Genomic DNA, 12,229 nt, shown 5'->3' on the forward strand with positions numbered 1-12,229 from the left:
CCCCTGCTCGGTCGCCTGACTGTCACCGCGTGTCGGGCCGGGACTCGTAGTGCAGGCTGTGGAAACGACCGTCCTTCTCGCGCCCTGCCGGATCACCTCCCAGCGCCCGTACCGCCTTGATCGCATACCGCTGTTCCCGCTCGTCGGTGAAGAGACGCTGCGGATAGGTGTGGGAGGCATCGACGGTGGTGCTCAGACCGTGCGCGGCCAGTGCCCGGACGATCGGGTGGTACGACACGGTCCGCAGAACGAACGCGCTGACCCACACCGGCCTTCTGGCACTGTCCAGCAGTGCCGTGAATGTCCGGGCGGTGATATAGCTGCCGCCGCCTGTCAGCGTGATGAGGCCGACCTCGGCGAGCGCGCGCCTCAGACCGGGGCTGAGTGGGTTCTGTTCCAGGTCATCGGTGAAGGCGGCGTCCAGCAGTCCCACCCCGAGCGCGTACTGCACGGCGGGTGCCGCGACGTCCAGGCCGAAGGCAGGCACTGCGTCCGGTCGGCGTCGCTCGGCATAGAACTCCTTGTCCCGTGCGGCGAGCTCTGCCGTCGACATTGTCTGGCAAGCAGAGGAGGTGTACCGCTCGTACATCTCCGCCAGCGTGACGTCGTGGTTGAGCAGCGCGGCATTGATCCCGTACGAGCAGCACACGTCCAGCATCGCCAGCCTGCCGGGGTGGCCGTCGTCGAACGCAGCCCGGTCGGTTGCCGCCTGCCGGAAGACCGGCTGGGCATGATGCGGGATCTCGTACTCAAGCGGGGCCAGCCGCTGGAAGTACGCGCGGGGGTCCGGACGGTCGTAGATGTCATCGAACCGCGATTTGCCGCCCGCCACACCCTCGGAACCACCAGGGCCGGATTTAGTCATTTCGTACTTCTCCTCCTGGAACGCGGATGTGCGTCCATCATGTTCTTCCTTCCATGTCGGATTCTCGGTGGGAGGTGAGATCGCCGCGCAGGCGCCATCGGTGCTGCGGACCTACGGTGGTCGCACGGGCGCCGACAAGCCGGACCGACGTAGCGGAGGAGGCTGGGATGGAGGAATACTTCGTCTGGGCGACGACGCGCCGCATTCGGCCGGACACCCCTGGCGGGCCTCTGAGCCGGAGACGCAGCGGCGTGCCGCCATGGCCCCGTACGTCGTGGAGGAGCGGGAAGGCTTTTACCGTTGGCCGTGAACTCGCCATCCCCAGCGCCGGCCCCGGGCGAGCGGGGCTCTGGCAAGCCGCCCCGGTCAGGTCGGCGGGACGACGCCCACGCCTCTCATGCACTGTCGCCGACGGAGTTCGATGCGCGTCTGCCGCTGCTGGCATGAGTGGGATGCCGAAAAATACTCCCAAAGCCTATTGACTCGTGGCATATTTCATGCAAAGTGATTACTAGGCCACAACACCGAAAGAGCCACAAAGTCGGTGAGGACGTCTAGTCGGCGGAGTGACTTGGACAGGATGTGGTTTAGGCCCCCGGCAAGCCGGCGCGATACCGAGGCAACAGTGACGACTGAAGCTTCAGGACACGCGCAGCACTACCGGGGACTGTTTTACCCTCGGAGCCTTCGCGCGGGCCTCACCGCGGCGCGAAGGTTCTGCCACGCCTGCGCTCCGCGGAACCGAAGAGCACCAAAGTAGGAGCCAGGCTTCGAGCACGTCGCTGCGCCGCCTGGGCGAGTTACGTCGCCATCTTCGAGCGCTGCGTCTTTGCCACCGTCGACACCCCCTTGCCAGCCCCGGCACCACCCACTTCAGTGTGCTCCCTGGCGTACGGCGGGCCACTGTGACCGTCCGTGGACGGTGGCCGGAGGGCGCGCCGCAGCGGAGAATGGTGCTGTTGCCCGGCTCATCGGTTGGCGGGTGGTCGGATCGACAGGCTCGGCCGGGTGGCTCTGCGCGCGTTGGAACCGACCGACGCAGTGTGCCTGGATTCGCTGCGGCGGGGCGACATCGTACCTTTCGCCCGCCAGTGCGCCCGCTGGGCCGAACCGCGCGAGTTCTGCGTGTGTGCGCGGCTGGCCGACGTCTGAGAGACGGGCATCAACTCTCGGAGTGCCCCGGACAGGACGTCTCGTGAGGGTCCATCTCTCGGCTCAGGCTTTCGGCCGTGAGGACTCGTGTGCGGGTCCGGGGCCCGGCCACCAGCGGTGTGCCGGTGCGGGAAGGCGGTGGCGCTCCATGCCGTACGTCGCAGTGAGTGCGCTGAGCCACCCCGGGCTGCTCCGCGAGCGGAACGAGGACAGCCTCGTCGTCGGACCGTGGACACTGTGCGCCACTGTGACCGAGAGTCCGCAGACCCTGGTCTTCCCGCTGGGGACGCCCCTCGTGGTCGCCGTCGCCGACGGGCTCGGCGGACATCCCGGCGGCGACGTGGCCAGCGCCCTGGCCGCCCGCCGGCTCGCGTCGATCGGTCCCGCCCTGAGCAGCGAGGACGCCGTCCGCGACGCCTTGAACGCTTGCAACCGCGCCCTGTACCGGGCCGCCGGCGGCACCGGAAGTGAGCTGGCCACCATGGGGACGACCGTCGCCGGCGTCGTCGTACAGCCCGGCTTGCTGCTGACGTTCAACGTGGGTGACAGCCGGGTGTTCGCGGCCTCCCGCGACGGGCTGCGCCAGGTGAGCGTCGACGACAGCCCGCCGCTCGAACCCGGGCAGCGCACTACGTCCATCGTCACCCAGTGCCTGGGCGGTACGCCCGGCTACCGCCCCATCAGTCCTCACGTGACGGCCGCGTCGCTGTCGCCCGGCGACCGCTACCTCATCTGCACGGACGGCCTGACCGACCTGGTGACGCCGGACGAGATCGACGCGGTGACGCGGGAGCACGACGACGGCCGGGCGGCCTTCGAACTGTGGAAAGCCGCCATCGCGGCGGGCGGACCCGACAACATCACGCTGGCGGTCGTACGCATCGGAGACGAGTAGAGGAGGCCCCCGTCGCCCTTTCTGTAAGCGGTCAGACAGGGAAGACCCCTAACGCGCCAGGACGGCGATACGCGGTGGGGCGGAAATCCGGGATTACGGTGGCTACGCCGTGTTGTCCCAGTCGTACGGTCCGCCACCACGCCACTCGATCAGCTCCGGGTCGTCGATGACCCGGTCCTCTGCGGGCAGGCCGGCACGGTGCAGGAAGTCCAGCACGTCGAACAGGCTGTACGCGGCGCCCGTGCACTTGCCGCGGATCATCACGCGCCGACCCCCGTCCGACTCCGACGAAAGCACGACCACTGGGGGGCGTACGTCCATGTCACCAGCATGCGGGTACCTGCCGGTGGTGACGGACAGCGTGGTCGTAGCGATGCGTGTTGCGGATCGCGTTCACCGGAACACTCGGCGCCACCGCCTGGCCACCCCCACCGGGCGCACACTGGACACAGAAAGCCCATGCGTCATGAGCCGAACATGGAGGTGGGCCATGAGCACCCTCGAAGAACACGTCGACGTTGGAGTGCCGATCGACAAGGCTTGGGACGACCTCCACCGCGTGGAGAACTATCCGCGGTTCGTGAAAGGAGTGCGCGAGGTCCGTACGGAGACGGGTGGTCGAGCGCGTCTGGACGTCGAAGCCGGCGGCCAGGCCCGGGTGTTCGAGGCCGAGATCTCCGATCGCAAGGGGGAACGCGTGATGGAGTGGCACACCACCAGCGCCCCCGAACTGGCGGGGTCCTTCTCACTGCAGCCGATCAACCAGAACCGCACCCGGGTCCAGGCACGGCTCGAGTACGACCCCGACGCGATCAGGGAGACCTTCGGCGGGCTGAGGGGATTCGCCCAGACGAACGCGATCGAACGGCTCGTCCGCAGCGATCTGGAGCATTTCAAGGAGTGCGTGGAACAAGGGGGTTGAGCGGTAGAGAAGGCGGGCGCTGGGGGCTGTCGAGGACGGCGGCCTCCGCTCGGAGCCGCCGCCGACGGGCCGGGGGCGCCGTTCCGTCGGGGCCCGCGGTGGGGCGCGGGATCTGACGGATATGGAATGGCCCCGTTTGGAGTCGCATGCTCCGAACGCCGGTCAGGTCTCGATCACGGCATCGCAGTCGGAACAGACCATGGACGCATACTCCGCGGGGTGCCAGGGCGCCCCAGGGTGCTCGGAGGGCTTCCAGCGGGCCGTCTCCATGGCGAAGGTGTCCATGCCACAGAGGGTCCGCGGTCCCGTCGACGAGGGCGTCCCCGGGGCGGAGGGCGCGGCGTGCACCTTGCGGACGGACCGTTTCTCACCAGCCGGTATCCCCAGGGAGGAGTGCTTGGCCATTGGCTTGTCGAGCTCATACACGACGACGATTTCGCCCATGCCTCCACAGTAGGCGGCCGGGCGGCCGACCTGCCCGCAACATCGAGTCGGGTGGCTGTCCAGTCCCATCCACCGGTTCGAGTACTGATTCGAGCGCGACAAGTTCGCCGCGGCCGGGCTCACGCCGACGGCCTCCGACGCCGTACGGCCGCCTCGGGTGGCCGATGCGCCCTCCTGATGGAGGCCAGGGCGATCGCGCTCACACCGGGCGGGGAGGGGCGGCTCTTCCGCGTCGAGACCGAGGTGATCGGTGTACACGCCGACGAGCGCGTCGTCGTGCTCGGTACGCATCACGTGGATCCGGCCGTATGGAGCCCGCTGCTCTACAACTTCCGCCAAGGCGGCAGTGCCCTGCCGTACGTGCAAACTGAGGTGTTCCAGCAGGAGCGGCTCGAGCGCGGCGAAGTCAGTTTCCTCGACCTTCGGCCGCTTCGCGAGGGCCCGACGTACGCAGTGCCTCTCGCTCTCCCTCACACCAGGACCGGCGTCACCGTTCCCCCGACCGCACACTGCCCCGAAGCCGTTTGGCTATCACTGAGTTTTCTTCACCCCGCGTAAAGCCATCGGCGGCGAGCAAACGCACCCGCTCGCGCACGGCCTGACCCTGCGGAGTGAGGCCACCACCCTGCGCCGCTTCCCGAGCACACCGAGCCGGGTACAGACCTCACGGGCCCGTCACCACACCGCCGATCCACCAGCGCGGACCACCCCTGTGAGTGAACGCCTCTGCTGAGCTGGGGCGATAGGGTCATAACGGAAGGTCTGGGCAGTCTCGAGGGCCGGGTCTGGCGCAAGTTGTCCTTGTCATCCAAGGGGCGCGGCTGCGCCCGGCACACGTCAGGGGGCCTCTTTGCCGCCAGAGACACAACGATGCGCTCTGACGCTCCCGGGCCCCGATCGCCGAGCGACACCCGGTGCGGCCACCAGCACCGACACGGCCAGGCTGACCTTCCTGTGCGACGCCGTGCGCGGTATCGGCACAACCCTGGATCTCAAGCGCCAGGCCGGCCAACTGGCCGGCCTGGCGGTGCCCGGGTTCGCCGACTTCGCTTCGGTTCATCTGTGCGATCAGGTCGTCGCGTCGGAAGATGACCTTGCGCCCCAGGCTCTGGAGGGCGCGGTGGTGATGCAATAGCCCTTGGCGATCGACGTCCGCCGAGCTCGCGCTGATCACTCAGCGCGAGCCCCATTTGGACTCAGCCGCGAATGGGCGACACCTGAACATGCGAGCTCACCAGTCCCGGGGCCGGGAAAGCTGAACGACAGTGCCAGGCTCGCGGGCAAGCCCCGAACGTGGTCGTGGCCCGTGGAGAACGGGCGGCTACGCACCCAGATCGACCACGTCTTGGTGAGCCGGGACTTCCAGGTGAACTCGGCGCACTTCGTCTCGCTGCCGGGCTCGGACCATCGGGGTCTCGTCGTCGAGCTGGAACTGCACGCGGAATCCAGGGAGTCATGGGGTGCCGGGCCTGTAGTGATGGTGTGCTGCGCGCAGGGCGCGCAGCTGGTCCTCGAAGCTGAACGCGTCCACGGAGCCGGCGTACGGCACCGGAAGCCAGACGGCTTCGCCGCTGCGCAGCTTGGCCACGAGGCGGAGGTTGTGGGTGCTGAGGCGGCGGTCGCCGGGTTGCACCCGCACGTCCTCGAAGCGGTCGATCTCGTCCCATTCCAGTCGGTGCCACCGCAGCACCGTGCGGTACCGCAGCCCGTCCTGGCCCGCCTCCAGGCGGCGCCCGAGGAACCCGAAAGCCGTTATCAGGGTCCCCGCAGCGAGGACAGAGGAGCAGCCCACCCACTGGTCGTGCCCCGGAACACCGAGACCGGCCGCGACCCCTGCCCCGATCGCCGCCAGCGCGGCCAGCGCGGTCGCCCAGCGTGCGGACGCGCCCATGATGCGGAAGGACAGCTCAGCATTGCTTGTCATCCTCGTGATCCTTGCACCCGCCTGCCGCCGTGCGTAGATCCCGTCAGACCGCAAGCTGTCGGTTCTCGTGAACAAAGCCATGCGAGTCCCTGCACGAGTCGCTGGACACTACGACCCCGGGCGGCCGCCTGGTCTTTCATGTGTTCGCCGCGCTCGCGGAGTTCATCCGAGAGTTGATCGTGCAAGGCACCCATGAGGGCCTGGCGGCGGCGCGGGCCCGGGGCGAGCGGATCGGCCGGCCGCCTGTCATGACGGAGGAGCAGATCCGGCACGCCCGCGCGCTGCTCGTGCAGCCGGAGAATACGGTCACCTCGATCGCGAAGCTCCTCGGCGTCTCCCGTACGACGCTGTACAAATACGTGCCGCAGCTGGCCGCGGGGCGGGATTCCCTCGTCGCTGATTCGGCCCCGGCTCTTCCCGCTCCTCGCACCTGACACCGAAATTCTCCGCGCGGGGCCCGGCCTGTTGGCCGGGCCCCGCGCATTTCCGGTTCAGCTCAGCACTCGGGCCCTCCGAGACGGCACGTTGCGAAGAGTCGGCAGCATCGCCGTGAGCTGCGGAAACAGCATCGCCGCAAAAAAATCTCGTCATGCGCGTGGGATGAATCGCCGAACTCTCCATAGAGCAGCGCAATACAACACTTGATGCGAGGGTTGGTGCATGCTCTGATGCAAGATCAAATAGCGCTGTTTGAGGAGACTCAGCAGAACCAGCAGTCCGACGCCGAACCTGGCAGCGTGACTACGACCAAACCTGCGAAGCAGGGCGACGCCGCGAAGCTGGCCGCCGACCGCGCTTTGTACGAGCGCCTGCAGCGGGACGACTTCGTGGGCCGCGAGATGGAACAGCTGCGTCAGGAACTCTGGGTCTACGGCTGGAAGGTCCTGCGCGCGTGGATGAGGGACGGAACGCTCGTCCAGAAGTGCGGCGAACGGCACATCTCGATCACCGCACGCTGGCACGAGATCGAGACCCTGAAGCGGCGCGGCGCCATCCGTGACGAGGTCGCCCACGACGCCGTCCAGAGCGCCGTGGCGCTCTTCACGGAGGAATTCCTCCCTGCCGGCCAGCGGGACCCCGACCGCGGTGCCACCATGCGCACCTACTTCACGGTGACGTGCATGCTCATGTTCCGGGACGCCTTCAAGAAGTGGGCGAGCCGTCACCGGCGCCACCTTGCGATGACGGCCAACGCCGTCATCGACAGCGACCAGGTCGGACGGGACCTTCCTCCGGATGAGGCCGTGATCTACCGGTGGACCGTCCAGCGGATCCTGCGGGACGCCACCTGGGAGGCCCGAGCGATCTGCAGTCTCCTCTACCAGCAGAAAATGACGCAGAAGGAGATCGGCGACGCGCTGGGGATGACCTCCCGGGCCGTCGAGGGACACATGCGCCGGCTGCGTCTCCACGGGGCACGGCTGACCTCCCTCGGCGAGATCGACGCCCTGTATACCCGTATCGCTTCGGCGAAAGCGGGTGACCGGTGAACAACGGAATCGAAGGAGGTCCCGGCCCGCAGTCCCAGCCTCCTGCCCGGAGTGGCGTGGCCCGTCGTTTCACCGGAGGAGCGATCGGCGCGGGAGCGGCGGTCACCGCGTTGACGATGGTGGGCGCCCCGTGGTGGGCCGTGGCTATCGCGGTCGTCGTCGGGATCGCGGTACCTGGCCTGCTCGCGCTCGCCCAGACCCTCGTACCGGAGGAGTCCGAGCACAAGCGCGATGTGCTGCTGGCGTGGATGCGTCATCGCGAGCGCCAAGCCCGCAACCGGGTGCCTGCTCAGCGCCGTCGCAAAGCGCGGTCGCGACAGTGACTGCCGCGTGGCGAGCAAGGAAGGGCAGCTCGTCCTGCCCGTCTGCCCGCTCCTGGTGTGCGGGAAGCCGCATCCCCGGGGAGAGCGGGCGGGGAGGACGAGGTCTTCCCGCCACGAGGTAGGTGACAGTCCGCCGCGACTGCTACCCACCCTGGCCTGCGGAGGTCTCGCCTCTCCAGCCCGTCGCGGTTGTTGGCAGGACAGGCTCTATCGGCCCACGTTCTGCAATGCGCGAATCCCACGCGAGCCGTCCGGGCGCTACCGCATGCTCCCCGGAAGCCGCAACTCCGTTTCTGGCTGGTCCGGTCGGGCGGCATACTCCGATACGGCTGACCTCACCCGGCGCGTGTCCCGGCACAGCCGGAAGACTTCACCGTGAGCACAGCGCCGGCGCACTTCAGTTGGCGAGTTTCGCCACGTACTGTGCTTAGGGCCTGTCCGGCGGATCTTCGTGGCTTCCCCGGTCGCATATGCTGAGGCCGTCGCTTCTGATACCCGGCGCCCCGTCAAGGAAGACCAGTTGACTCCGCATTCCCTTGCGTTCTACATGGACGTGGTCGCCTCCGGAACGGTGCTCGGTGCCAATCCGACGGACAGTCCCGACCGGGTGACCGCGATGCTGGGTTCCGATTTCGCCGAGAACTCCCTTGACGACCACAGCATGTGGCGCGACTACGGAATGGCTGAGTTCTTCTGGATTCGGGAAACACCGGACCATCCTTGGGAGGGGCACCACTTCACCTTGCAGGTGCATCGGCTGTCGTACTGGGGCGGCAGCATCGTCAACAGGGCAATTCGCGACCGGTACGGGCGCTTCGACCGCCACCTCCGGTTCGACAAACTGGAGCGGCTGTTGGGGAAGCACGGTGTACCCCTGGAAGACGCCCCGGACGTGAATGCTCCGACCTTCACACGGCACTGGCAGCCTGCTTCACAGGTGTCCGTCATGGTGTTCCGGGCTCACGAAGAATGGCGACAGCGTCGGCGCGGCGGCGACCGTATCGGAGATGTGTGCACCATCCAGTCATCGGTGAGTGCCGAAGGGGTGGCGCGGGATAGGGAGCGCTACGGCCGTCAGGACAACCGGGAGCTGTCCGGCATGTCCCCATCGGCGCCATAGCCGCATCGCGGCGAGGGTGACGGTGCCGTGGAAGACATACGCTCTCTTGTCGTACCTGGTCGCCACGGCCCGGGAGCCCTTGAGCGCATTGATCGTCCGTTCGAGCGGCCGCGGCGGGGTGGTGGGACTCATGTCGGCTCCCGATGGCACGAACTGGCTGTGATCAGTTACCGAGGCTGAGCAACCTGGTGCTCTTCGGCAGTCAGGCCGAGACCGCCGAGCGGACGCTCGCCGGTGAGGAACCGACGGTCCGGGTGGACCGTACTGCCGGTTCGAGGAGCGAAAGCGTCTGCTGCTGCCGTGGGTCAAGGCGGCGCGGATACCGACCGGCATCGGCAGGTCCGGTCCTGCGCGACCGGTCACTGGACCAGTTCGATGTGAGGATGGTCCGGGGACTTCGGGCACACGTGGAGTTGAAGGCTGTAGCCGCCGGCGATGTCGATGAGAGTGAAGTTCGAGGGTGGGGTGCCGATGAGGAGCGGAGTCGGGTTCGTCCGTTCCTCGTCGGGCATCCAGCTCTTGCTGCCGGAGTTCCATTCCGAGGACGCGATGGTGAGGAGCGGGGTCGTCTCGGTGCCGCATTCGGGGCAGGGGCGGGGCATGGGGTCGGTGAGGCCCCAGCGGGTCCAGCCGCCGGTCTTCCACCCGGGGGCGTGACACAGGTTGCGGAAGTAGAACTCCTGCGGGTCCAGCGCGCCGGTGCCGTCCCACGCGAATCCGGCTGTCTCCCACCGGTTCACGTCGCCCAACTGCTGCTGCAGTTCCTTGCTCAGCTCCATGGGGCTGGGGTAGTCGGTGACCTGTTCCGGTGTGAGCAGGCAGGGTTCCGGGAGGTACCAGTCGAACTGGATCACGGGCGGCTCGGGCGGGGCATCGACGACGTCGGTGACGGAGGCGGAGGAACGCCAGAAGAGGGCGGTTCGGGGGTGTGCAATCTCCGAGTGGTCGCAAGGGCACCACAGGACCTGGAGAAGGTCGGCTCCGGGAGGGCTGACCGGGAGAGGGACGTCGCGGGTGTAGAGCTGGGCCACGGGAATCATGGGAATCGGGCCGTCGAACCACGGGTGGCCCTCGCGGAGCCGCTGCTCGATCTCCCGTTCCTCGGGCGTGATCGCGGGTGCCTGGGGGTCGCGGAGCCGTCGCTCGGCCGCTGCTGCACGGATGCGACGCAGGAGCCGGATGTCGTCCGGAGAGTGCATCTCGTCTGCTGCTTCACTGTCGTGCGGCTCTTCGCAGTGGTGCCACGGCTCGTCGGCGGGCCACAGGAGCGGCCCGCCGACCGAGCTGTCGTGCACGGACGGAGACCCGGGCCGGGGATGCAGCCGGGTCGCCGTGCGTGCCAGCGGGGCCAGTTGAGGGAAGAGCGCGGTCACGTCGAACGGCCGCGGCGGGGTGGTGAAACTCATGCCGGCTCCCGATGGCGCGAACTGAACTGTGATCAGTTACCGAGGTTGTACAACCCGGTGTTCTTCAGGGTGTTGGTGACATAAACGTTGGGGAACAGCTCCTCGGTCGTCCCGTCTGCCCGTTCGATATTAGCGTTCATGGTGACTCCCACCGGGATCGTGCTGGTGTCGTCGTTGTAGACGGGCGTCACCTGGTAGAAGATCGCGTCGTCCGGTCCGAAGAGGGAGACATCGCCCTTGATCATCTTCTGCGCCATGCTCTCGTAGGTTCGCATGCTGGGCGTGCCGGTGTTCATCCCTGACTGCCAGCACGGGACGAGATTGACCTTGAGATCTCTGACCGGGGTGTCTTGCTCACGCTGTGTCGACCGCCGGCCGGGGATGGTGCGTTGCTGGTACCGCGCCGGGCGGGTGTGTCTCGATAGGGGCTTGCCGACCAGGCGTCGTCACGGTTCTGACCGCCCGCGCGGTCCGGTGCCGGCTGCGCGCTGCGACATCGGGTCGGAAGGTGAATGAGTATGACTGGTACGTCCCCTGCCTTGCGTACCCGCCGGCGCGGGCCGGTGGGGAGGTCCCTTCGCCAGGACAGCAACCCTGGAATCAAACCGCGTTTGAGATCTCGCATCTACGAGAGAATCGCCTGGTGACTGTATCTATCGACCGTAGTCGGTCCCTCGAGGAGCTTGAACGTGATCGCTGGCAGGCACCCTCACCTGACGTCACCCGTCTCATTGCGACGGCGCATGCCCTGCGGAGCCGGCCGGTCGGGACTCTGACCGTTGAGGACCTGCGCCTGCTGATCAGGCAGGACATTGGGCTGCCGGTGCTTCTTCCGCTCGCGGTGGAGGTGCTTCGTGACAACCCGCTGGCCGAAGGCCACATGGGCGAGGGCGACCTGCTGCGTGCAGTCCTGACCAGGACCTCCGCGGTTTGGAGTGTTTATCCGGAGCTTGCAAGGCAACTGACCTTCATCGTCGGCGGCCTCTCCGACCTCTCGCCAGACCTGCGAAGCGAGGTCGAGCGGTTCGTAGGCGCCGTCCAGAATTCCTGATGCGTTACAGGTGCCTGTCGTCTTCTACGGGGCTGTCCGCCGAAGACGCATGGTCCGTTAGCTGACTGGAAGGAAACGGCTGACCCCGGGTGCTTGCCGAAGGCCCGGCCGACGCCGGGACGGCGAAAAACTTGGTGTGCGGGTCCGACGGAACCGGGTAACGTCTTGGTCATGTTCTTCCAGACGCCGATTTACGAGTGAGAGCGTGATGGGCCCCTGCTGACGTCCTTCGATATCGCCGCGCCCGTCCCCCACCGATGAATCCGTAGATCACTTCACATCATTCCGGGAGAACCCATGAGCAAGAACATCAACAACCCAGTGGGCATGGGCGGCGGCCAGCGCAAGAAGCTGTCCCGCGCCGAACGGCAGAACAACGGTCCGCACCGCAACCTCGACCGCCAGGGTGCCGCCGACCAGAAGGCGGAGCTGGTGCGCAAGATGCGCGAGAAGGCAGGCGCAGCCGAGGGCGCCGGGCAGACGAGCGACGACACCGCACAGAGCTGACGCACCGCCGCCGCAGGGCGGCACCGCCTGGGGCAGGGCCCGGACCGCGACGCGCGGTCCGGGCCCTGCTGCCCTACCGGGCGCGGCCGGTCCCGCTCAGCTCTCGGCCGAGCACCCGCGTCTCAGCCGA

General features: G+C 67.5%; 16 protein-coding genes and 1 pseudogene. 10 read left to right on the forward strand and 7 right to left on the reverse strand.

What is annotated here, in order from left to right:
* Window positions 1-22: 22 nt before the first annotated feature.
* Window positions 23-865 carry a hypothetical protein gene (locus tag OG747_RS37430; RefSeq protein WP_405883789.1) on the reverse strand — a complete coding sequence of 281 codons (843 nt, stop codon included), beginning with the start codon at window positions 863-865 and terminating at the stop codon, window positions 23-25.
* A 1,300-nt stretch (window positions 866-2,165) separates the two neighbouring features.
* Here OG747_RS37430 and OG747_RS37435 point away from each other — a divergent pair.
* Window positions 2,166-2,912 carry a PP2C family protein-serine/threonine phosphatase gene (locus OG747_RS37435; RefSeq protein ID WP_405883790.1) on the forward strand — a complete coding sequence of 249 codons (747 nt, stop codon included), beginning with the start codon at window positions 2,166-2,168 and terminating at the stop codon, window positions 2,910-2,912.
* A gap of 102 nt (window positions 2,913-3,014) precedes the next feature.
* Here the strand turns inward: OG747_RS37435 and OG747_RS37440 are convergent, their stop codons facing one another.
* Window positions 3,015-3,233 (reverse strand): hypothetical protein, encoded by a 219-nt coding sequence (locus OG747_RS37440; protein ID WP_405883792.1) that lies wholly within the window; start codon window positions 3,231-3,233, stop codon window positions 3,015-3,017.
* 169 nt (window positions 3,234-3,402) lie between these two features.
* Here OG747_RS37440 and OG747_RS37445 point away from each other — a divergent pair, with 169 nt between their 5' ends.
* A complete protein-coding gene (locus tag OG747_RS37445) occupies window positions 3,403-3,834 on the forward strand; it encodes an SRPBCC family protein (protein WP_405883793.1) in 432 nt (143 codons plus the stop codon).
* A 162-nt stretch (window positions 3,835-3,996) separates the two neighbouring features.
* Here the strand turns inward: OG747_RS37445 and OG747_RS37450 are convergent, their stop codons facing one another.
* Window positions 3,997-4,278, reverse strand: a complete 282-nt coding sequence (locus OG747_RS37450; protein WP_405883794.1) for a hypothetical protein — start codon at window positions 4,276-4,278, stop codon at window positions 3,997-3,999.
* Between the two features lie 177 nt (window positions 4,279-4,455).
* On the opposite strand from OG747_RS37450, the gene OG747_RS37455 reads away from it, so the two are divergent.
* Together OG747_RS37455 and OG747_RS37460 are read left to right on the forward strand one after the other, a co-directional pair.
* The gene (locus tag OG747_RS37455; RefSeq protein ID WP_405883795.1) at window positions 4,456-4,836 is read left to right on the forward strand and encodes a hypothetical protein; all 381 of its coding nucleotides are present in this window, start codon (window positions 4,456-4,458) and stop codon (window positions 4,834-4,836) included.
* A gap of 406 nt (window positions 4,837-5,242) precedes the next feature.
* Window positions 5,243-5,413, forward strand: coding sequence for a hypothetical protein (locus tag OG747_RS37460; protein WP_405883796.1), 171 nt, complete (start codon window positions 5,243-5,245; stop codon window positions 5,411-5,413).
* 318 nt (window positions 5,414-5,731) lie between these two features.
* On the opposite strand, the gene OG747_RS37465 is transcribed toward OG747_RS37460, so the two are convergent.
* Window positions 5,732-6,202: a PH domain-containing protein gene (locus OG747_RS37465; RefSeq protein ID WP_405883797.1), complete on the reverse strand. Its 471-nt coding sequence runs from the start codon at window positions 6,200-6,202 to the stop codon at window positions 5,732-5,734.
* Between the two features lie 89 nt (window positions 6,203-6,291).
* On the opposite strand from OG747_RS37465, the gene OG747_RS37470 reads away from it, so the two are divergent.
* The 4 genes from OG747_RS37470 to OG747_RS37485 all read left to right on the forward strand — a co-directional run bounded on the left by OG747_RS37470 (window position 6,292) and on the right by OG747_RS37485 (window position 9,135).
* A complete protein-coding gene (locus OG747_RS37470) occupies window positions 6,292-6,636 on the forward strand; it encodes a helix-turn-helix domain-containing protein (protein ID WP_405885904.1) in 345 nt (114 codons plus the stop codon).
* Between the two features lie 303 nt (window positions 6,637-6,939).
* Window positions 6,940-7,692 (forward strand): hypothetical protein, encoded by a 753-nt coding sequence (locus tag OG747_RS37475; RefSeq protein ID WP_405883798.1) that lies wholly within the window; start codon window positions 6,940-6,942, stop codon window positions 7,690-7,692.
* Between the two features lie 56 nt (window positions 7,693-7,748).
* Window positions 7,749-8,015: a hypothetical protein gene (locus OG747_RS37480; RefSeq protein WP_405883799.1), complete on the forward strand. Its 267-nt coding sequence runs from the start codon at window positions 7,749-7,751 to the stop codon at window positions 8,013-8,015.
* 520 nt (window positions 8,016-8,535) lie between these two features.
* Window positions 8,536-9,135, forward strand: a complete 600-nt coding sequence (locus OG747_RS37485; RefSeq protein ID WP_405883800.1) for a hypothetical protein — start codon at window positions 8,536-8,538, stop codon at window positions 9,133-9,135.
* On the opposite strand, the pseudogene OG747_RS37490 reads toward OG747_RS37485, so the two are convergent.
* The 3 genes and pseudogenes from OG747_RS37490 to OG747_RS37500 form a co-directional block, all read right to left on the reverse strand.
* Window positions 9,124-9,240 (reverse strand): annotated as a pseudogene (locus OG747_RS37490) (IS5/IS1182 family transposase); the annotation flags it as partial. The gene OG747_RS37485 and the pseudogene OG747_RS37490 overlap by 12 nt on opposite strands.
* Window positions 9,241-9,494: 254 nt before the next feature.
* Window positions 9,495-10,541 carry a hypothetical protein gene (locus tag OG747_RS37495; RefSeq protein WP_405883801.1) on the reverse strand — a complete coding sequence of 349 codons (1,047 nt, stop codon included), beginning with the start codon at window positions 10,539-10,541 and terminating at the stop codon, window positions 9,495-9,497.
* A gap of 32 nt (window positions 10,542-10,573) precedes the next feature.
* Entirely contained in the window at window positions 10,574-10,798 is a 225-nt protein-coding gene (locus tag OG747_RS37500; protein ID WP_405883803.1) for a hypothetical protein, read from the reverse strand.
* Between the two features lie 386 nt (window positions 10,799-11,184).
* On the opposite strand from OG747_RS37500, the gene OG747_RS37505 reads away from it, so the two are divergent.
* A complete protein-coding gene (locus OG747_RS37505) occupies window positions 11,185-11,592 on the forward strand; it encodes a contact-dependent growth inhibition system immunity protein (protein ID WP_405883804.1) in 408 nt (135 codons plus the stop codon).
* Between the two features lie 297 nt (window positions 11,593-11,889).
* Window positions 11,890-12,099 carry a DUF6243 family protein gene (locus tag OG747_RS37510; RefSeq protein WP_030839593.1) on the forward strand — a complete coding sequence of 70 codons (210 nt, stop codon included), beginning with the start codon at window positions 11,890-11,892 and terminating at the stop codon, window positions 12,097-12,099.
* Window positions 12,100-12,229 lie beyond the last annotated feature (130 nt).

Source organism: Streptomyces sp. NBC_01384 (genome assembly GCF_045040035.1).
Classification (GTDB): domain Bacteria; phylum Actinomycetota; class Actinomycetes; order Streptomycetales; family Streptomycetaceae; genus Streptomyces.

Bases quoted from the DNA above. Each gene is read 5' to 3' on its own strand.
- OG747_RS37430 (WP_405883789.1), bottom strand. From the start codon at position 865: ATGACTAAATCCGGCCCTGGTGGTTCCGAGGGTGTGGCGGGCGGCAAA.
- OG747_RS37435 (WP_405883790.1), top strand. From the start codon at position 2,166: ATGCCGTACGTCGCAGTGAGTGCGCTGAGCCACCCCGGGCTGCTCCGC.
- OG747_RS37440 (WP_405883792.1), bottom strand. From the start codon at position 3,233: ATGGACGTACGCCCCCCAGTGGTCGTGCTTTCGTCGGAGTCGGACGGG.
- OG747_RS37445 (WP_405883793.1), top strand. From the start codon at position 3,403: ATGAGCACCCTCGAAGAACACGTCGACGTTGGAGTGCCGATCGACAAG.
- OG747_RS37450 (WP_405883794.1), bottom strand. From the start codon at position 4,278: ATGGGCGAAATCGTCGTCGTGTATGAGCTCGACAAGCCAATGGCCAAG.
- OG747_RS37455 (WP_405883795.1), top strand. From the start codon at position 4,456: ATGGAGGCCAGGGCGATCGCGCTCACACCGGGCGGGGAGGGGCGGCTC.
- OG747_RS37465 (WP_405883797.1), bottom strand. From the start codon at position 6,202: ATGACAAGCAATGCTGAGCTGTCCTTCCGCATCATGGGCGCGTCCGCA.
- OG747_RS37495 (WP_405883801.1), bottom strand. From the start codon at position 10,541: ATGAGTTTCACCACCCCGCCGCGGCCGTTCGACGTGACCGCGCTCTTC.
- OG747_RS37500 (WP_405883803.1), bottom strand. From the start codon at position 10,798: ATGGCGCAGAAGATGATCAAGGGCGATGTCTCCCTCTTCGGACCGGAC.
- OG747_RS37510 (WP_030839593.1), top strand. From the start codon at position 11,890: ATGAGCAAGAACATCAACAACCCAGTGGGCATGGGCGGCGGCCAGCGC.